The sequence below is a fragment of the Planomonospora antibiotica genome (assembly GCF_014647955.1).
Taxonomy (GTDB): Bacteria; Actinomycetota; Actinomycetes; order Streptosporangiales; family Streptosporangiaceae; genus Planomonospora; species Planomonospora parontospora.
This window is the reverse complement of sequence record NZ_BMQE01000073.1, coordinates 1-19,717: the sequence shown is the minus strand read 5'-3', so window position 1 is coordinate 19,717 and position 19,717 is coordinate 1. Positions and strand designations below refer to the sequence as shown.

13 protein-coding genes are annotated in these 19,717 nt (G+C 70.8%); 5 read left to right on the top strand and 8 right to left on the bottom strand.

Annotation, left to right across the window (positions count from 1 at the left end; genetic code table 11):
• Nucleotides 1-201: 201 nt before the first annotated feature.
• Genes IEZ06_RS33695 through IEZ06_RS33685 form a run of 3 tightly spaced genes read left to right on the top strand, consistent with a single transcriptional unit; the run spans nucleotide 202 to nucleotide 2,497 of the window.
• The gene (locus IEZ06_RS33695) at nucleotides 202-1,485 is read left to right on the top strand and encodes a hypothetical protein (protein WP_189240722.1); all 1,284 of its coding nucleotides are present in this window, start codon (nucleotides 202-204) and stop codon (nucleotides 1,483-1,485) included.
• Nucleotides 1,485-1,934 carry a PssD/Cps14F family polysaccharide biosynthesis glycosyltransferase gene (pssD, locus tag IEZ06_RS33690; protein ID WP_189240724.1) on the top strand — a complete coding sequence of 150 codons (450 nt, stop codon included), beginning with the start codon at nucleotides 1,485-1,487 and terminating at the stop codon, nucleotides 1,932-1,934. The genes IEZ06_RS33695 and pssD overlap by 1 nt, the downstream gene beginning before the upstream one ends.
• 29 nt (nucleotides 1,935-1,963) lie before the next feature.
• A complete protein-coding gene (locus IEZ06_RS33685) occupies nucleotides 1,964-2,497 on the top strand; it encodes a glycosyltransferase (protein WP_189240721.1) in 534 nt (177 codons plus the stop codon).
• A gap of 22 nt (nucleotides 2,498-2,519) precedes the next feature.
• On the opposite strand, the gene IEZ06_RS33680 is transcribed toward IEZ06_RS33685, so the two are convergent.
• The 6 genes from IEZ06_RS33680 to IEZ06_RS33655 form a co-directional block, all read right to left on the bottom strand.
• A complete protein-coding gene (locus IEZ06_RS33680) occupies nucleotides 2,520-3,740 on the bottom strand; it encodes a glycoside hydrolase family 26 protein (RefSeq protein WP_189240720.1) in 1,221 nt (406 codons plus the stop codon).
• Between the two features lie 32 nt (nucleotides 3,741-3,772).
• Nucleotides 3,773-6,562: a fibrinogen-like YCDxxxxGGGW domain-containing protein gene (locus IEZ06_RS33675; protein ID WP_189240719.1), complete on the bottom strand. Its 2,790-nt coding sequence runs from the start codon at nucleotides 6,560-6,562 to the stop codon at nucleotides 3,773-3,775.
• Between the two features lie 210 nt (nucleotides 6,563-6,772).
• Complete coding sequence (locus IEZ06_RS33670; RefSeq protein ID WP_203871847.1) at nucleotides 6,773-7,666, bottom strand: sulfotransferase domain-containing protein; 894 nt, start codon at nucleotides 7,664-7,666, stop codon at nucleotides 6,773-6,775.
• On the bottom strand, nucleotides 7,663-9,315 hold the full coding sequence (locus IEZ06_RS33665) for a lipopolysaccharide biosynthesis protein (protein ID WP_189240718.1): 1,653 nt from the start codon (nucleotides 9,313-9,315) through the stop codon (nucleotides 7,663-7,665). Before IEZ06_RS33665 ends, IEZ06_RS33670 begins: the two co-directional genes overlap by 4 nt.
• Nucleotides 9,308-10,660: an O-antigen ligase family protein gene (locus tag IEZ06_RS33660; RefSeq protein WP_189240717.1), complete on the bottom strand. Its 1,353-nt coding sequence runs from the start codon at nucleotides 10,658-10,660 to the stop codon at nucleotides 9,308-9,310. Before IEZ06_RS33660 ends, IEZ06_RS33665 begins: the two co-directional genes overlap by 8 nt.
• A 7-nt stretch (nucleotides 10,661-10,667) precedes the next feature.
• Nucleotides 10,668-11,606: a glycosyltransferase family 2 protein gene (locus tag IEZ06_RS33655; protein ID WP_189240716.1), complete on the bottom strand. Its 939-nt coding sequence runs from the start codon at nucleotides 11,604-11,606 to the stop codon at nucleotides 10,668-10,670.
• Between the two features lie 144 nt (nucleotides 11,607-11,750).
• On the opposite strand from IEZ06_RS33655, the gene IEZ06_RS33650 reads away from it, so the two are divergent.
• The gene (locus IEZ06_RS33650) at nucleotides 11,751-12,860 is read left to right on the top strand and encodes a hypothetical protein (protein WP_189240715.1); all 1,110 of its coding nucleotides are present in this window, start codon (nucleotides 11,751-11,753) and stop codon (nucleotides 12,858-12,860) included.
• A gap of 171 nt (nucleotides 12,861-13,031) precedes the next feature.
• On the opposite strand, the gene IEZ06_RS33645 is transcribed toward IEZ06_RS33650, so the two are convergent.
• On the bottom strand, nucleotides 13,032-14,669 hold the full coding sequence (locus IEZ06_RS33645) for a PQQ-binding-like beta-propeller repeat protein (RefSeq protein WP_189240714.1): 1,638 nt from the start codon (nucleotides 14,667-14,669) through the stop codon (nucleotides 13,032-13,034).
• Between the two features lie 177 nt (nucleotides 14,670-14,846).
• Here IEZ06_RS33645 and IEZ06_RS33640 point away from each other — a divergent pair, with 177 nt between their 5' ends.
• Nucleotides 14,847-16,490, top strand: a complete 1,644-nt coding sequence (locus IEZ06_RS33640; RefSeq protein ID WP_229799065.1) for a polysaccharide biosynthesis tyrosine autokinase — start codon at nucleotides 14,847-14,849, stop codon at nucleotides 16,488-16,490.
• 231 nt (nucleotides 16,491-16,721) lie between these two features.
• On the opposite strand, the gene IEZ06_RS33635 is transcribed toward IEZ06_RS33640, so the two are convergent.
• Nucleotides 16,722-19,499, bottom strand: coding sequence for a fibrinogen-like YCDxxxxGGGW domain-containing protein (locus IEZ06_RS33635; RefSeq protein ID WP_189240712.1), 2,778 nt, complete (start codon nucleotides 19,497-19,499; stop codon nucleotides 16,722-16,724).
• Nucleotides 19,500-19,717 lie beyond the last annotated feature (218 nt).

The following is a 19,717-nucleotide window of genomic DNA, read 5'->3' as shown; positions in this document are numbered from 1 at the left end:
CTGGTCGCTGGCCCTGGACATGCAGATCCTCTGGAAGACGTGGTCCGCGGTGATGCGGGGGGCCGGCGCCTACTGAACGGCATCCGCTGACCGGCTTCCGCCGAGTGCCGCCGACCGGTTCCCACCTGTTGGAGAACGCCACTAACGTACACGGAGTGCGCGAAACAGCGCCCACCGTCCCCTAGCTGAGAGAATCAGGGTTTGAAGGACATCGACGCCGTGCCTCCCCGGGCCGGCGAGGCCCCGCCGCGTCCGGGACCGCTGCGCAACCTCGTGAATCAGCTCTGGCTTCCAGAGGGGGAGCACGCCTCGTGGCCGGTGCGCGTGACGGACGGCACGGTCCCCCCGGGTTTCCGAGCCGTGGAGACCTACGCGGTCGTGCCCTCCCCGGAGCGGGCCCGTTTCCTGGTCCCGCTGTCCACGAGGGCGGCCGCGGTGGCCTCGGTCAGCCGCTACAACGGCCTGCGTGAGCCCGGCACGCGGATGTTCCGGTTCCTGCTGGGTCTGGGCTACCGGCTGGGACTGGCCCAGCGGGTCGTCCGGCACCGCCTGGTCGTGTGTGTGGACGAGCGGCTGGACGAGTCGGCGCTCCGCGAGTACCTCCTCTCCGCGCACCTGCGCGAGGTGCTGGGTGGGGGCGAGGTGGCGATCGGGGCGGGCGTGCACCGTATCGATCCCCACCACAAACCGGTGCTCCAGCTCTTCTCTCTCTCCGGCAGGCCCGTGGCGTACGTCAAGGTCGGCTGGAACGACGCCACCCGCACGATGGTGGCCACGGAGGCCGAGGCGCTGTCGGCGGTCGCCGGGATGGGCGAGCCGCACGTGCCCCGCCTGCTGCACGAGGGGGTCTGGCGTGATTACCGGCTGACCGTCACGGCGCCGCTGCCCGAGAGGATCCGTCGGCATCGGGAGATGGACCGGCCGCCGGCCGCCCGTCTCACCCTGGCCGTGGCGGAGAGCACCGGCGGTCACGTCGGTACCCTGCGAGGGTCGGCGTTCCTGCGCCGACTGCGCGAGGAGACCGCGCTCGTGGCGGAGGAGGAGGCCGGGCTCGCGAACGGCATCGCCGGAGTCCTCGACCGGGTCGAGCGCACCTGCGGCGATGTGCCCCTGCGTTTCGGCCGGTGGCACGGCGACTGGGTGCCGTGGAACATCGGCTGGGCGGACGGTGCCCTCTGCGTGTGGGACTGGGAGCACAGCGGCGACCGCGTCCCGGTCGGGCTCGACGCGCTGCACTGGCGCTTCCAGGTCGCCATGGAGGTGCGGCGCCTCGGTCTGAGCGAAGCGGTCGCCGCCGTCGTCCGGGCCGCCCCCGGCGACCTGGCGGAGTACGGCGTACCCGAGCAGGTGCGCGCCTGCCTGGCCGAACTCTACGTGGTGGAGATGTTCCTGCGCGTCTGCAGGCTCAAGCGCGGAGGCGGCTGGTGGAGCGAGCGCTTCCACCCCCACATGACGGAGGAGCTGGCACGGATGGGACGGGCGTGATGAAGGCACTGCTGGTCTGCTCGACGGGCGGCCACCTGACGCAGCTGCACCGGCTGCGGCCATGGTACGAGCAGCACGAGCGGCACTGGGTGACCTTCGAGAAGGCCGACGCCGAGTCGCTGCTCGCCGGGGAGGAGGTGACCTGGGCCTACCACCCCACCACGCGCAACCTGCGCAATCTGATCCGCAACCTCTGGCTGGCGGTGAAGCTGGTCCCGCGCTACCGGCCGGACGTGGTCGTGACGACCGGCGCCGGGGTCGCCTACCCGTTCTTCCTCCTCGGCCGTCTCTACGGAGCCCGCACGGTCTATCTGGAGGTCTACGACCGGATCGACTCGGGTACGCTGACCGGCCGGCTCTGCTACCCGCTGGCCGACCTGTTCCTGCTGCAGTGGCCCGAGCAGCAGCGTCGCTATCCGCGCGGCGTCGTCGTCGGGCAGTTGCTGTGATCGGGCCCGCGCCCGGCGCGCTGGTCTTCGTGACCGTCGGAACGGACCACCACCGGTTCGACCGGTTGATGGACTGGATCGAGGAGTGGCTCGCGGCCCAGGAGCCCGGCCGCGTGCGTTGCGTGATCCAGCACGGCACCTCCCGCCCGCCCGCGGGGGCCGAGTGCCATGCGCTGTTGCCTCACCCGCAGGTCCAGGCCCTTTTCGCCGCCTGCGACGTGGTCGTCTGCCAGGGTGGCCCGGGATCGATCATGGAGGCCCGGGAGGCGGGGCGCATCCCGGTCGTGGTGCCCCGGGTGGCGCGGCTGAACGAGGTCGTCGACGACCACCAGGTCGCCTTCGCCCGGCACCTGGCGAAGCTCGGCAAGATCGCAATGGCGGAGACGGCCCGGGATCTGTACGGCCTGCTCGACCGGGCGCTCCGCGACCCCGCGGCGTATCGGGTGGACCTGCAGGAGCCGGCCGGGGCCGAAGCGATCGAGAAGGCGGGCAAGCTGATCGACGAGCTGCTGCGTACATCGCGTCCCCGCCGCGGATTCATCCGCCGACCCCGCAGCCGGTAGCCGGCGCCGCTTCCGCGGCGGGTCAGCGGGCCGGGTCGAGGAGCGGGTGGCGGCCCGCCTCCGCGAAGGAGTCGACCATGCCGGGACCGTTGTCCAGCCGCAGCCCGCAGCCGAAATCGGAGTCCCAGCGGATCATGCCCTTGATGTTGGGATATCTCTGCAGGGTCGCGGGGATGTCGGTGTACCACTGCGTGGAGCGGGCGGGGTCGGCAGGGTCGTACTGCGTGCCGTATTCGGGGAGCATGAACGGCTTGTGGCCCAGCCCGTTGTCGGTCAGCCACCGGTAGGTGCCGGATATGGACTGCTCGAAGGTCTCCCACGCGGACCCCTTGCAGCCGTAGAAGTTGTAGGGGTCGTAGGCGACCCAGTCGACGTATTCGTCGCCTGGGTACATCGCCGCCATGCGCTCGTCGTTGCCCTCGCCGAGGTAGCCCGTGACGGTCCAGACCCACACCGTGTTGGCCGCCCCGGCCTCCGCGAAGAGCCGGTGCACGTGCCGGGCGGCCTCGACGTACTCGGCGGGGGTGCCCTTCTCGATGTCCTGGCCGGTCGTGCGCCGGTCCATCTCGGGGTCGAAGGAGATGAAGACCTTCTTGCCGTAGTCGCGGATCCGGTCGGCGGCGGCCCGGATGACGTCGTCGTGGCGGCCCGCGGCGATGTCGGACCAGCGCAGCTCGGTCTTCTCGGAGAAGAGCCTGCTCTCCCAAGCGAAGAAGAGCATCCGGGAGGCGCCGAGCTCGAGCTCGGACTCGTCGGGAAAGACGCCGGGCCCCGGCCGGCCGGAGAAGTCGTGATAGCGCAGGACGATGTCGAAGGCCCGGCCGGTCCGCTGCTCCAGATCGGTGACCGACGAGGTCAGGTCGGCGCCCCGGATGGAGTAGACGCCCCACCAGACCCCGCAGGACGGGACCAGGAGCTCGCTGACCGAGCACGTGCCGGCCGGCTCGGTCGTCTGCGCGGGAACCGGGGGCATCGGGACCGCAGAGGGCTCGGGAGCCGGGGTCTCGACCGGTGGGACCTCCCCGGAGGCGGGGAGGTCCGCGGTCTCCTCCGGCGGAGCCCCCCAGCCTTCGATGAGGGCTCCCAGGTCCTCCGGCTGGACGGACCAGTCGGAGATCTCGTACGCCGTGTCGACGAGGCCCGGCCCGCCGGGCTCCTGCGCCGAGACGAAGGCGGTCGTCAGGGAGGAGCCCGTGAGGAGGGCGGCCAGGGCGTAGCGGCCGCGCTGGTGTGCGCCGAGCATGTTCAGCCTCTCGTCATGGGAGGCTCTTTACTCTAATTCACGGTCGCGCTCATGCTAAGGGCGAAGCTGAGATCGGAGCTCCAGGCGTTCGCCTGGTGCATCTCCACCGCGATCGTGTTGGTGCCCGCGACCAGGGCCGCCGCCGGGACCGTGAAGCGGACGGGGGTCCTCTCCTCGGCATTCGTCTGCAGGCCGACCAGGGCCGCGGTGCCGTACGAGACGTCCCCCTCGGGGAGGTTGTCCCGGGCGACCTCGGTGCCGTTGACGTAGACCACGGCACCGTCGTCGCGGAGCAGGTCGATGACCAGCTCCTGGTAGGCCGCCGGATCGGCGACCTCGACGGTGGAGCGGAAGTAGGCGGTCATCGGGCGGGGCGCCGTACCGCCCGGGATGACCGTGGCCTCGTCGCTGTCACCGAAGCCGAGCTGGGCGGGGCCGCTCTGCCAGGAGGAGTCGTCGAAGCCGGGAGCCCGCCACGCCGTGCCCTGGTCCACACCGTCGTACACCCAGCGCCAGGTGGCGCCGGTCGCGATCAGGGTCTCCGTACGCTCGGCGCGGAGCACCGGCGTGCTTGCCGAGCGATTGCCCGAGGCGTCGATCGCCCGCACGAAGTAGCGGTGCGTGCCGTAGGCGGTGGCGTCGATGTAGGACGTGCCGTTGACGGTCGCGATGACGTGGTCGTCGCGCAGCACCTCGTAGCGGGGGGCGCCGGCGTTGTCGGTCGCCGCGCTCCAGACGAGCTGGTTGCCGCCGGTCGTGCCCGCCAAGGTGAGGTTCGCCGGCGCCGCCGGGGCCTGAGCGTCCCCGGAGCAGAACCGGCCGAAGCCGCCGAGCCACTGGTAGCCGGCGTTCGTCCAGGAGCCCCGGTTCATGTCGCCGCCGAACCAGATGCAGCCGTTGTCGTCCGCGATCATCTCCCACGGCCCTGCGCCCGCCCGGGACCGGATCGGGGGGTTGAAGTCCGGCAGGTACTCACCGGTCCCGGCGTCCCAGGCCCCGATGAAGGTGATCTTGTTGACCTCGGTCCAGTTCGTGCCGGGATCCGGCCAGGTGGTGGCGTCCTGGTAGATGAAGTCGTCGCAGTGGCAGGCACCGTAGACGACGCCGTTGAGCTCGACCGCGGTCTGGAAGTCGCCGCCCTGCACGCTGATGCTGCCCCGGACGCGGTCGAAGCCGCTCTTGGTGTACATCTGGAAGTCGTGCTCGGAGCCGCCGATCCAGACGTGGTCGCCGAACTCCCGGATGACCTGGCGATACTGCTTCTGCACGGTGCTCGACGAGGGCACCCAGTTCTGGTCGTTGAGCCCGGCCACCTGCGTGGGCGGCGACGTGGCGGTGATGACGGCCACCTTGCGTGCCGGATCGCCGTTCACGGTGGTGAAGTGGCCGCCGAAGTAGACGCGCTCGGCGGTGGCGTCCAGCTCCATCGGCACGCCGTTGAAGTTGGGCTTCCAGGTGCCGTCGGGCCTGCCGTCGGAGACCCGTACGCGCGCCGCCCGGCTCAGCGTGATCTGGGAGCCGACCGGGACGCCGCCACTGATGCGGTTGAACTGGCCGCCGACGTAGATCCAGTCGCCCTCCCGGTCGAGGGTGCGCACCAGGGGCGTCTGCGAGGTGTGGGCGATGGGCGCCCGCCAGCCCGGTACGGCGGCGCCGGTGACTGGGTCGAGCGCGGCCAGGCCGCCGGTGTCCGCCGCGCCGTTGACGCTGGTGAACTCACCACCAATGATGATCTTGTCGTCGGCCGCCTGGATGTCCCAGACCTGCCCGTTGAGGACGGGCAGGAAGTCCGGCCTCCACTCGCCGGTGTTCACGTCGAACGCGGCGAGGTACGGCTGGCGGATCTTCTCGGTGGGGGCGGGGTTCGCGCCTTTCTGGACGTACTCGAACTTGCCGCCGACGAAGAGCGTGTCACCGAGTACGGCCAGCGACTGCACCTCGATGTTCTGCTCGCCGGAGCCGCCGCCCGTGACGCCCGTCACGCCCCAGGGGGTGGGGGCGGTCTGGTTGGACACGAGCGGCGCCACCGTCGAGGCCGCCGTGCCCTCATCGGGGACGGCGGGGTACTCCACGGCGGTGAGCTTCGGGCGGATGAAGACCTGGGTGAAGGGGATCGGGTGGCCCTCTGCGCCGTTCTGCCATAGGTGGGCGGTGCCGCTGTTGGAGCCGCCGCCCACGGCCGAGCCGTAGGAGAAGCCCTTCTGGTAGCCGTGGTCCGCCCATTCGTAGGTGAACACACGCCGGGTGCCGTTGTTGGCGTTCACGTCCCGGGTGGTGCCGCCGTTGACGGTGGCTCCGTCGAAGGCGGTGGAGGTGAGCCGGTGGCTTCCGTCGAAGGTCCACGACCACTTCTTGCGGGCGGCGAACTTCCAGCGCACCTCCTGCCAGGCGGTGCCCGCGGCGTTGGCGGCCCTGCGCAGCCGGACGCCGTCGGGGAGGGCGTCGACCCGGCCGCCGTCGAGCAGTCCGTCGACGGTGTCGCCGGACAGCGCCGCGGGCGCGAACGCGCCGGTGCCGGCGGGGGTGTTCCGGACGTCGCCGGGGGAGCGCTGCCCGTTGTGGTCGAACTCCCAGCCCTGGCGTCCGCGGCCGATCAGCACCCAGCCGCCGCCGTCGGTGGTCATGTCGCAGTAGAACTGCTGGGGCGCCACGAGCGCGGGCGTCTGGAGCCAGTAGACCCCGTCCGCGCTCGACGGGTGGGACTGCTTGATCGCCCAGCAGGAAGGGGCCGCCCTATCGGCGGCGGTGCCATCGGCGGGCGGCGGCGCCGCGTAGGCGGTGCCGGGCACGGCCAGTCCGGTGGCGCCCACGAGCAAGGCCACGGAGAGGTGTGCGAACCGGGCGGTTCTCCGTGGCCGCGCAGAGACGGCCGTGTCAGGTGAATCAGTCAACGGAACTCCCCGGAGATGGTCGGAGAAAGGCGCGCCGCCGGACCGGACGGATTATCGGGTAAGGCGCCGTACCATTATGGCAAGGCGGCAAAAATAGCGTAAGGAAACACTGGTGTCAATGTTCCGGGCGGGTTGTGTGAATCAGGTCTCCCAACCGAAATCGACGCCGATGAAATCGAATAGGGCGCGATTGTGCGGGCGATAGAACTCGGTCAGTTCTTCCCTGGTCAGGGGGTTCATCTGGGGGGCGGGAAGGTAATTGTGGCGCTCCGCGACGGGCAGCCTCGAAGGAGGTAGGCCGAGAAATTCCACAACCCTGTCAAAGGCTGCTTGGGGGTTTTTGTAAAGCTCTTCGGCGGGCATGATCAGGATGTTCTCTGCAGGAAAGGTGTCCATCCACCGCCTGACCTGCGGGAGATAGATCCCCCGGTCGCGGTATGTGTAGTGGTCGTGGGCCCGGCTGTAGTAGGAGGGATCGGCCGCCATGCGCTCCCGCTCGCCCGCGAGCCGCTCGGGTTCGGCCGCGAGGGCCTCTTCGAAGGTGAGCGGCTCGACGCCGTCGCCCACCCGCTCCCAGTAGTGGGAGTAGGCGCGCTTGACCGGGTCGCGCAGCGTCATGATCAGTTTGACGTCGGGGATCAGTGTCCGGACCCGCTCGGTGACCGGCGGGCAGTACATGTAGTAGGGGCAGGCCTCACCGGTGAGCGGGCGCGTGCCGAACCGCCGCTCCAGCACGTCGAGCTGCTGCTCGGTCGCGAAGTGGGACCGGTACCACTCGATGCCCCTGCCGTAGTTGATGTCGAAGAAGTAGGGGCTCTTGAGGCCCCGCGACTCCGGGAACATCGGCATGATCATCGGGTGCTGGATCAGGTAGTTCCAGAGGGAGGTCGTGCCGCCGCGCTTGGTGCCGATCACCAGGAAGTCCGGCAGGTGCCGGCTGTCCGCTGTGCGCACGCCGTACGCCCGGGTGGCGGCGTTGGCGACGTCCTTCACCCAGCGGGGCGAACGATCCTTCATCCGGCCTGCGATGCTCATGTCGTACTCTTCTCTGTCGTTTCCTCTGCGGCCGTCCCCACGGGAGCGGTCCGCCCGCGCCGTCCCCGGACCGCGCCGAGCAGCACGTCCGCGTGCAGCCGTGCTCGCCGGCGCCAGAGCACGTAGCCGTATCCGGCTCCCGCCACCAGCAGGTAGGCGGCGAAGGAGGGCGCCGTCGCGCCGAGCGTCCAGCGCATGGCGATCCCCACCAGGCCGAACCAGACCACCGCCCAGGCCGCCGTCCCGGCCACGGTCCGCAGGCCCAGCCCCAGACCGATCCTGAACCGGACCTGGGCGGCGGCCAGCACCGTGTCCAGGAGCATGGTCAGCCCCCAGGCGACGGAGGCTCCGACGATGCCGAGCGGCGGCACCAGCACCAGGGTCAGCACCACCGTCGCGACCAGCGCGACCACCTTGTTGAACAGGCTCCACGAGCTCTTGCCGCCCATCAGGAGCACGGTCTGCACGTTGCCCGCCGCCATCACCAGCAGCATCGCCAGGGCCAGGAGTGCCAGGGGGAGAGCGCCGTCGTGGAAGTCCTCGCCGAACAAGGTGAGCACGAACGGGCCGTAGACCGCCAGTGCCAGGTACAGCGGCCATGATCCGGCCACGATCCAGCCCGTGGTCACCGCGTGCAGGTGTTCGGCCTCCCGGAGCTCCCGGCGGGCCAGCATGGCCGCGATCTGCGGTGCGACCGCGATCCGGGCGGCGGCGACGACCAGCGTGCCGGTGGTGATGAACCGGCTGGCGGTGGCGTAGACACCCGCGTCATGGCTGGAGACCATGGCCCCCACCAGCAGCACGCCGAGCCAGACGATGAGGATCTCGATCACCGCCGCGACGCCCCGCGGCCCGGAGAACACCCAGAATTCGCGGACCGCCGACGGTTCATCCGGTTCGTACGGCGTCAACGGCCCCGGGGCGGCCTCGGCCCGCCGCACCAGCCGCCACAGGGCGGCGAGCGCCACGACGAGAGCCAGCCCGACCGGCAGCGACCAGGCGAACATCACCGCGCCCGCGCCGTACCCCAGCGCGACGAAGGCCAGCGCCAGCAGCGGCCGGGCCCCCGGCATGAAGATGTTGTTGATGACGGTGAACGTGGTCACGCTGCCCAGCCCGCGGGTCCCGGCCAGGGCGACGGAGCGCACCGCGGAGACGGCCAGGAACGGCGCGGCGATGTGCAGCATCAGCACGGCATCGGCGTACTGCGAGGGGTCGGCCAGCCACCGGGCCAGCCACGGGGCCGCCAGGTGGAGCGCGGCCGCGACGGCCACGCTGACCGCCGTGACCGGGACCAGCGCGAAGACCAGCACCCGTCGGAGGTCCCCCACCCTGCCGAGCGCGCGCAGCCGCGCCGCGGTGCGCACCAGCGCCGTGTCGGCGCCGAGCTCGGTGGCCTCGGAGAGGATCATGAACAGGGCCACCACGACGAAGAACACGCCCGCCTGGGCCGGACCGAGGAGGCGGGCCACGACGACGGTGAGGGCGAAACCCGCCGCCGCCGACACGACCGACCCGACGAGCCCGATCGCACCGCCCCGGGCGGCCTCGGACAGGTCGGCACCGGACGCCCTGCCCCCGGCACCCCCGGTGCCGGGCGTCGCGGTCTCCGCACTCCCGGCGGATCCGGTTCCGGCCCGCTCACCCATGGCCGATCACCACCGGCCGGGTGCGTACGCCGTCGAGCCACGACTCCGGCTCGGCCGACCCGATCTCGGGAGCGTCCGGCGGCCGCAGCCCGAGGGCGCCGGCCATGAAGATGAGCACCAACTGGGTCCCGTCGAGTCCGTAGTAGAAGACCATGAAGGAGGCCATGACGGGCACCACGTGCAGCCACATCATGCTTGCGGGCACCGCGCGGGTCCGCCAGGCCATACTCCACAACCACAGGCAGAACAGGCCGAGGGCGGGGAAGCCGAAGGAGAACATCAGGTTCCAGAAATGGCCCTGCGTGCCCACAGAGATGCCCAGGTTGAGAGAAGGACGGGGGCCGCCGTAACCGAGGATCGGCGACTCCAGGGTGCGGACGAACGCCTCCTGGTAGATCGCGGCCCGCCCGGTGTTCGTGGTGCTGTACTCGGTGCGGGTGCTGATGACCTCGCTCAGCCCTGAAAGATAGGCGGCGCCCAGCCCGGTGATCAGCAGGGTGCAGACGGCGACGAGCCAGCGTACGTGCCCGCGGAGCGCGAAGCGGAGCGCGGCGTACAGCAGGCCGAGACCGATGGCCAGGAACATCCCCCGGTTGAGGGTGGCGAAGGCGGGCACGAGCGATGCCGCCGCGATCAGCGCGATCATCGGGCGGTGCCACCTCTTGACGGAGGTGAGCAGGTAGAGGAGGACGAACGGCAGGAGCAGCGCGTAATGGCTGCCCCACGCATTGGTGTAGGCGAACGGCGCACTCGGACGCTCGAAGACCTCCGGCGAGCCCCACGGCGCCTGTACCTCGGCGAACTTGGGATGCACCAGGTCGCCGACGAACTCGTTGGAGGAGATGGCCCCGGGGAGCACCTTCTCGAAAGGGGTGCTGAACGAGCCCTCCGGGAAGAGCACCCCGAGGAAGCCGCCGATGACCACCCAGATCCAGAAGACGGCGACGAACCCCGCCGCCCGCCGGACCGGAAGCACACGACGTGAGCAGTTGTAGACGTACAGGAAGACGACCGTCGCGCTCAGGTAGTTCATCAAGCGGAAGACGAAACCGACCATCCGGGGCGCGGTGTCCAGCTGAGTGGCCGAGGCGACCAGGAAGACCAGGAAGAGCATCCAGACCAGGAAGCCGCGGGGGATCCGGACCCGCTGAGTACTGCGCCACATGGCCACCGCCATGGGTGCCGCGGCGATGGGCGCGGCGAACGCGCCGACACCGAGCACCCAGAGCACCGGGAAGCCGGTGAAGAGCACGTGCAGCGGCCACAGCGGCAGCGGGCGTGCCGAAGCGGGCGCCTGGGATCCCAGGTAGCCGGCGGTCAGGAGTGGGGAGCGGGGGGCGGACACGGCAGGGTCAGACACCGCGTCCGCGCGCGTTGAGGAACTTGATCGTCCGTCCCGCGTCGATCACCCGCAGGCCCATGCCCAGGGCCAGGTAACCCCGCCGTTCCTTCCAGTTGCGGCGCAGGGTCCGCACCGCCCACCGCCGCGCCTGGGCGTGCTGCCCGGCGGCGGCGTGGAAGAACGCGATCTGGCCTTCGATCCGGGCCTTGCCCGTCGGCTCCCGGTTGAACTCCGGATGCTTGTCCAGCAGGTAGGAGAGCGCCTCGGTGATCATCACGTAGCGGTCGGCGAAGAAGGACGAGCCCCAGTTGATGGCGGTGAGAGCGGCCGGGACGCAGGCGATGACGCCGACCTTCGTGATGCGCAGCAGCAGGTCGTAGTCCTCCGCGTAGCTGCCGGGAAGCCGCTCGTCGACCGGCCCCACCCGCTCCACCAGCACATCGCGCCGGACCAGGAGGGTCGACGGGTGCAGCTCCATGATCCGGTCGCGCAGCAGATGCTGGAACGTGACAATCTCGTGGGGGCAGAGCCGGGTCAACCGGCGGCCGTCGGAACGGACCTCGACCCCGCTCCCGGCGGCCACGGCCTCCGGGAGCCGGGAGAGCAGCTCGACCTGGGCGGAGGTCTTCGCGGGCAGCCACTCGTCGTCGTCGTCGCAGAACGCCACGTACGCGCCGGTGGTGAGGGCGATGCCGGAGTTGCGGGCCCCGGCCAGTCCGGGGGCGTTGACGTTGCGGGTGATGCGCAACCTGCGGCCCGGCCGCTCCTCGACGCCCAGGTCCTCGGGCTCGGACTGGTCGAACACGACCACGACCTCGATGTCACCTGGATAGTCCTGGTCGAAGGCGGCGACGACGGCGCGCCGGAGCAGCGCCAGCCGGTCGCGCGTCGCGATGACGACGCTCACGGTGGGATGCGCGGTGGAGCCGCCGTCCGATGACGAATTCAAGGTGGTCCGCCCCTTTCGTATGTGCTGGCCCTACACTTGGCGTTCCGTACCGCTGGTCCGCGAGTGATGTCACTCGGCAGGTCAGCACGGGCTGGAGCCTACTTTTCAGGTGATGGCTGGACAACTGGGATGAGGTAACCGCCAGTGGTTGTGCGTAGTACGGCGATGCTCTCCGTCGCCGCGATCGTGGTCAGTGCCGTGGCAGCACCCGCGTTCGACGAGCCTCAGCTCCCCACCTCCGTCCTCACCGTCGCCGACCCGCGGATCGCGGAGGCGAGCGGGCTCAGCCTGTCCGGCGACGGGAAGCGGTACTACACGAGTGGAGACGCGCGAGGGGACGCCGAGGTCTACGTCATCGGCGAACGCGGTGCGACGCATCTCACCCTCACCCTCCCGCCGGGCTCCAACGAGGACTGGGAGGACATCGCCACCTTCCGCAGCTCGGACGGCAGAGGCTACATCTACGTCGCGGACATGGGCGACGCCTACTTCATCCGTCGAGACAAAGGGCTGCCCGCACGGACCACCTTCCGGATCGTGCGGATGGACGAGCCCTCGGCCGACAAGGAGGGCTCGCAGGACGCGGCCGGTGTGGTCTCCTACCCGGTCCAGTACTCCGACAAAGCGGCGCGCAACAGCGAGTCGCTGCTCGTGCAGCCCGGCACGGGCCGGGTCTTCACGCTGGACAAGACGGAGAAGCCCGAGCAGCGGGCCTCGCTGTGGATGGCGCCGGCGACGCTGGAGGAGCGGCGGGTGAACGTGATGCGGAGAGTGGTCGCGCACGTGCCCGTGCTCAAGGCGTCCGGCGCGGCCTTCTCGCCCACCGGGGACCGGATCGTGGTCCGCAACGGGGAGAAGGCCTATGTCTGGCGGGTCAAGAACGATGACGTCGCGGCCGCTTTCAAGGGCAAGCCGATCGAGGTGGACCTGCCCTCGCAGCGCCAGGGAGAGGGCATCACCTTCAGCGCCGACGGCCACGCGCTGCTGGTGAACTCCGAGGGGCCCAAGCAGCCGATCTGGCGGGTGCCGCTGCCGAAGGCGGCGGACACCGAGACACCGGTGGTGCCGCTGGAGTCCACCGGCGGAGCGGAAAGCGGCGGGGGCTCCCGAGACATGCTGATGATCGCCATCGCCGCCGGATCCGGCCTGCTGGCCATCGGCCTGATCACGGTGAACGTCGGCCGGATCCGGCGGGCGAGGCGCTCCGGTACGGTGCCCAGTGCCGTGGCCGGAAACGATTACCGGGCCGGGTGAGGGTGCCGCGGGTGGATGAGAGGGGCCGGCCGTCGCAGCGGATCCCTCCCCGCTGGGACGGCGGGCGCGCTCCCGGCGCCGGGCGGCCCGCACGTTCGGATGGACCGAGAGCGCCGATGGGATCCGCGGGCCCCTCTCTGGACGGCGCCGGCGAATTCCAGCCGCAGACCACTAGCGCACGGTGAGCCTGGCGTCGAACGAGACGTCCGAGGAGTTCACCGCGGCCTGGTGGATCTCGACGGCCAGGACGTTCCCCCCGGGGCGCAGCAGACCGGGGTCGACCGCGGTGGAGTACCAGGCGGACTCATCGGCACCGCCGACCGTACCGGAGGCCGGCGTCTGCGCGGTCACCGTTCCCGCCGGCATGTTGGAGCGGAAGATCTCCACGCCGTTGAGGTAGACCACGGCTCCGTCGTCACGGACGAGGCCGAGCGCGGCCTGGGTCAGCAGGCTCGGATCCGCCACGGTGAAGGTGTGCCGGAAGTGATAGGCGACTCGTCCGGAGGTCATCGTGGTGGCCTCGTCGCCGTCGCCGAAGCCGAGCTGCGCGGGCCCGCTCGCCCAGGCGGTGTCGTCAAAGCCGTCCGTCCGCCATGCGGTGCCGGGGTCGGCTCCGGTGTCCGAGTAGCGCCAGGCCGAGCCCTCGGGAACGAGGACGGTGGGCGGCGCCAGCATCGGGAACTCCGCATAGCGCGCCTTGGGCTGGCCGTTCACCTGCTGGAACTGTCCGCCGACCCGCAGTTGGTCGGGACCCGCGTCCACCGCGAAGGTCGAGAGCGTGACGTTGAGGCGGGGGGCGAAGAGGGCGTCGACGCTTCCGGTGGCGGCGTCGACGGCGGCCAGGCCCCAGCGCTCCACCGTACCGAACGAGGGGGCGAAGTGGCCGCCTGCGTAGACCTTGCCGTCCCGGGCGCTGACCGCCTCCACGTCGCCGTCGCCGTAGACCTGCCAGCGCCGCGCCCCGGAGGCCGCGTCGTAGGAGACCAGGCGGCCACCGGGCCCGCCCACGGCGGCGTAGACCCCGTCGTCCATGACGGAGACGTCCCATACGCGGCATGGATTGCCGCTGTCCTGGCAGGCCGCAGGGGGGCGCCACGCCGCCACGGCGCCGGTGGCCGGGTCCAGCGCGCCGAGGAAGTCGCGGGCCTGGCCGCCCAGCCGCCGGAACAGGCCGCCGACGAGGAGGCGGGATCTGGATTCGTCGGGCTCCAGCGCGTTGACGGTCGAGTCGGCCCCCGGGTTCCAGCCGCCCACCAGGGCGCCGGAGGGGGCGTTCAGCGCCGCGAGCCGGCTGCGCGCGCCACCGGAGACCGAGCTGAAGTCGCCGCCCAGGTAGAGCCTGTCCCCCAGTGCGGCCAGCGCCCGGACCGTGCCGTTGGCGGTCGGCGTCCAGGCCGCGACCAGGTCGCCGTCGTCGGCCTCGACGGCCGCGAGCCGGGTCCGGACCTGCCCGTCGACGGAGGTGAACCGGCCGCCCACGTAGACGGTCGCGCCGTCGGGGGAGACCGCGAGGTCCTCGACGGTGTTGTTCACCGAGGGGTTCCAGCCGCGGAGCAGTTCGCCGCTCGCGGCGTCGAAGGCGGCCAGGCGGCTCATGGTCACGGTCTCGCCCGTGCGCCGGTTGAACAGGGAGGTGAAGGCCCCACCGATGACGACCCGGTCACCGGTCCGTTGGATGGCGTAGACCGATCCGTTCGGTTCCCAGCCGAGCCGGGTCCGAGCCGAGTAGTCGGCGTGGGCGGAGGGGGCGAGAGCGAGGACGAGAAGGGCGGCGAGCGAGGCGGTGCCGGTCCCGCGAGTGAACCGCATGGGGTCTCCAAGTACTGAATTGCGGAGGCCCGATGGTAACCCCGTGGTCGCCCAGCATGGGCGCAATAACCTAATCTCCACCAAAAGCATCGGTGGTCGGTCGGTAAAGGGCAGGTATCTTTAGGGAACACGGCGCCTTCGCCCGGCAGCCGGGGGCCGAAGGAGAGGAAGGTGCCCATGGTGACGGACCCCATGTCCAGCAGGGAGTCGCTGGAGGTCGCCGACTACGCGGGCATCCTGCGTCGGCGCTGGTGGATCGTCGTCGCCGCGGCCGCCGCCGGTCTCGCGGCGGCCGCCCTGGCCGTCGTGGTCCTCCCGCCGACCTATGTCTCCCAGGCGGTGGTCCTCGTCACCAACCCGACCGAGCTGGACCGCACGGCCATGCGCATCAGCATCGACACCGAGGCGCAGCGGGTGCGCTCCGTGGAGGTCGCCAGGCGGGCTCAGCAGCTCATGGGCTCCTCCGAGTCACCCGTCGACCTCGCCGAGAACGTCACGGTCACCGCCACCGCCGAGTCGGCCATCCTGCAGATCGACCACGAGGGACCCAGCGCGACGAAGGCACAGCAGGGTGCCCGGGCGTTCGCCACCGCCTACCTCGACAACCGCAGGGAGAAAGGTCTCCAGCGGGCCAACGGCCAGGTCAACAACCTCAAGGCCCAGCTGGACGAACTGGCGCAGCAGCTCAAGAAGGTCCCCGCGTCCGAGAGAGCGGAACGGGAGATCATCTTGGGTCAGTTCGAGGCGCTGGGCGGCAAGCTCGCCGATGCGAAGATCTCGGCGCTGAACGTCGCCTCCGGCGAGATCATCATGGACGCGTCGTTCCCGGAGGGCCCTTCCAGCCCGAGCCCGATGACCTACCTGCCGGGCGGCCTCGTCGTGGGTCTCATGCTGGGCGTCGTGACGGCCCTGCTCATCGACCGCGCCGACAAACGCGTGCGCAGCGGCCACGACGTGGCCCGCGTGCTCAAGATGAGGGTTCTGCTGGACGTGCCGCCGGGTCGCCGGAGCAGTGCCCTCGGCCTGTTGTCGGCGCGCAGCAGGATCGGGCAGCGCTTCCACGAGCTGTGCCACTCTCTCACCGCCATCCTCGGTTCGGGGCCGGGCAACCACGTGATCGTCGTGACCAGCGCCTCCCCCGGCATGGGAGGGAACATCGTCGCGGCCAACATCGCCGCCACGCTGACCCGCATTGAGTCCAACGTGCTCCTCGTCAACGCCGACCTGGAGTCCCGGGTGAGCATGGGGCTGCTGGGCGTGCAGGGCGGTGACGGCCTGGCCGAGCTGCTGCTGCAGGACAGGACCCTCGACGAGGTGGAGGTCAGCTCGCCGGTGATCCCCCGCCTCCGGATCATCCCCGCGGGCAGGGGGACCGAGCTGGTCTCGGAGATGCTCCAGGGCGACCGGATGAGCCGCCTGGTCAACTCGCTGCGCAACCGCGCCCGGTTCATCGTCATCGACGCGCCGTCGACCGCGTTCGGCGCCGACGCCCAGGCCCTGGCAGAGATCGCCGACATCGTGGTGCTGACCGCCGAGGCCCACGACACGCGCTACGACCAGATCAGGGACGGCGCCCGGCAGATGGAGCGGGTGGGTGCGCCCCTGGTCGGCGTGGTGGTCATCCCGCAGCAGACGGAGGCGCCGATGCCGCCGCCCAGGGGTGTCGGCGCCGTCCAGTCCATGCCGCAGCCCCTGGCCGCGCCCAGCGAGGGATCCGAAACCGAGGACGACGAGTCCGTGGCCGAGGACGATCCCTCCACCGCGGTCTTCTCGATCGTCAAGGACATGAACGGTTCGGGCAAGTCGGCCCTGAAGGGCTGATCCCGCACAGGCCCTCAGCACCCCCCGCCACGCCTTCGGACCGCACGGGCTTCGGCGGCGGCCTCGTACACGTGCCGGAGCCCCGGTCGCACAGGCGACCGGGGCTCCGGTGTCCACGGATCTCACGGGGCGCCTCTCCCGGAGGTACGCCCTCCGGCTCTCCGTCCGGACGGGGAGCCGGTCTTCGGAAGGGCCTTCAGGCGGCCCGGAGAGGACCGGGCCGCCTCTGTCTCAGGATGCGCCCGCCATCGTGAGCGCGAAGCTCAGGTCGGCGCTCCAGGCGTTGGCCTGGTGCACCTCGACCGCGACGGTGTTACGGCCGGCGACCAGCAGGCCGGCGGGAACCTCGAAGCGGACCTTCGCTCTCTCGTCCGCTCGCTCCTGCAGGCCGGTGAGGGCCGGCGTGCTGTTCGTGACGGCGCCCGCGGGCAGGTTGTCCCGGGCGACCTCGACGCCGTTCACGTAGACCACCGCCCCGTCGTCGCGGACCAGGTCGATCAGGAGCTTCCGGTAGGCGGCGGGGTCCGTCACCGTGAACGCGGTGCGGAAGTACGCGGTGATCGGCCTGGGCGTGGTGCCCGCAGGGATCAGCGTCTTCTCATCGGAGTCGCCGAAGCCCAGTTCCGCCTGGCCGGTGGACCACGCCGAGTCGTCGAAGGCGGTCTGCCGCCAGGCGCTGCCCTGGTCGGTGCCATCGTGCGCCCAGCGCCAGCTCGCCGCCTCGCCGACCAGGGTGTCCTGGCGCCCGCCCGACGTCGAGACGGCGTCCGTGGTCGCCGAGCGGTTACCCGCGGCGTCGATCGCGCGGACGAAGTAGCGGTGCGCGCCGGGTGCGGGCTCGGTCCAGCTGGTGCCGGAGACGACGGCCACCACCCGGTCGTCGCGGAGCACCTCGTAGCGCACCTGACTGGAGGAGTCGCCCACCGCGTTCCACGACAGCGCGGTGCCGTTCATGCGCGGGTTCGCCGGGGTGGCCGGTGCTGTGCGGTCGGTGCCGCACAGGCGGCCGAAACCGCCGAGCCACTGTCCGCCGGCGCCCCTGCTCATGTCACCGCCGAACCAGAGGCAGCCGTTGCCGTCCTCGATCAGCTCCCATGGGCCGTTGCCTGCCCGCGAATCCAAGACCGGGGCGAAGTTGGGCAGGTACTCCCCGGTCTTCGCGTCCCAGGCGCCGATGAAGACGATCTGGTGGGCGTTGGACCAGCCGGTGGGGGCGGGGTAGGCGGAGGCGTCGTTGTAGACGAAATCCCCGCAATGGCACGAGCCGTACACCACGCCGTCGATCTCGACGGCGGACTGGAAGTCGCCGCCCTTCAGGGTGATGTTGCCGCGCACCCGCTCGAAGGTGTCCTTGGTGTACATCTGGAAGTCGTGCTCGGAGCCGCCGATCCAGACGTGGTCGCCGAACTCCCGGATGACCTGGCGGTACTGCTTCTGCACCGTCGAGGTGCTCGGCCGCCAGTTCTGGTCCTGCAGCCCCGCTACCTGCGTCGCGGGGGACGAGGTGGTGAGAACGGCGAGCTTGCGGGCGGCCTTGCCGCCGACAGTGGTGAAGTGGCCGCCGAAGTAGACGCGCTCGGCGGTGGCGTCGAGCTCCATCGGCACGCCGTTGAGGTTCGGCTTCCAGGTGCCGTCAGGCTTGCCGTCGGAGACGCGGACCCGCGCCGCCCGGCTCACGGTGATCGGCGTTCCGGCCGCGGCGCCTCCGCTGATGCGGTTGAACTGGCCGCCGACGTAGATCCAGTCGCCTTCCAGATCGAGCGTGCGGGCCAGGACCGGAGTCGCCGTGTTGGTGTGCGAGAGCGTGCTCTTCCAGCCTGTCGCGGGCGCTCCGGTGGCGGGGTCGAGCGCCATCAGACCGCCCGAGTCGGTGGCCGCGTCCCGGAACTCGCCGGCAATGACGAGCTTGCTGCCCGCCGCCTGGATGTCCCATACCTGACCGTTGAGGACGGGGCGGAAGCCGGGCTTCCATTCACCGGTCCTCACGTCGAACGCGGCGAGGTACGGCTGGCGGGTCTTGGCCCCCGCCGCGCCCTGCTGCACATACTCGAACTTGCCGCCGACGTACAGGGTGTCGCCGAGCACCGCCAGCGACTGGACCTCGACGTTCTGCTCGCCCGAGCCGCCGCCCACCACTCCGGTGACCCCCCACGGGGAGGGGGAGGTGCGGTTGCTCACCAGGGGCTCGACGGTGGAGGCCGGCAGACCCGAAGCAGGGATCGCGGTGAAGTCGGCCTTGAGCAGCCTGGGCCGGATGAAGACCTGGGCGAAGGGGATCGCCTCCCCTTCGGAGGCGTTCTGCCACAGGTGACTGGTGCCGTTGTTGGCCCCGGTCACCGACGTGCCGTAGGCGAAGCCGCGCTGGTAGGCGTGGGCGGCGACCTTGGTGGTCGTCAGGCGGCGCCGGTCACCGCCGAGGGCGACGGCGGCGCTGGCGGTGGTACCCGACCCCCTGACGCCGTCGAAGGTCACCGAGGAGAGCGGGTGGCCGGCGTCGAAGGTCCAGGACCAGCTCTTGAGGCTGGAAGGCTTCCAGCGCACCTCCTGCCAGGTGGTGCCCGCGGCGTCGGCGGCCCGCCGGATCCGGATGCCGTCGGCGAGGGCGTCGACCCGGCCGCCGTCCAGCAGTCCCGCGACGGTGTCGCCGGGCAGGGCGGCCGGTTTGAACGCGGTGGTCCCGGTGACCGAGCCGCGGACCTCCGCGGGGGTGCCCTGCCCGCCGTACTGGAAGTTCCAGCCCTGGCGTCCGCGGCCGATCAGCACCCAGCCGCCGCCGTCGGTGGTCATGTCGCAGTAGAACTGCTGGGGCGTCACGAGCGCGGGCGTCTGGAGCCAGTAGACCCCGTCCGCGCTTGACGGGTGGGACTGCTTGATCGCCCAGCAGGAGGGGGCGGCGGTGTCCGGGGTGCTGCCGGGGGAGGTCTCGGCCACCGCCGGAAGGGCGGGCATGACCGCCGCGGTGACGAGGGCGGCCGCCGCGAGGACGGCCGGTCTGGCGAAGGATCTCATTGCACTTCCGATGAGGAGCGGAACAGGGGAGGAGATGAAGAGGAGGAAATAGTACTGAGGTGAACACGCTGTGATACTTGGAACGGTCGATAACGAATGTGGTCGCCGAAGGTGCTCGAATCCTCACCGAGCGTCCAGGCGCTCAGTAGGCGCCGGACCCCCGCATCACCGCGGACCACGTCTTCCAGAGGATCTGCATGTCCAGGGCCAGCGACCAG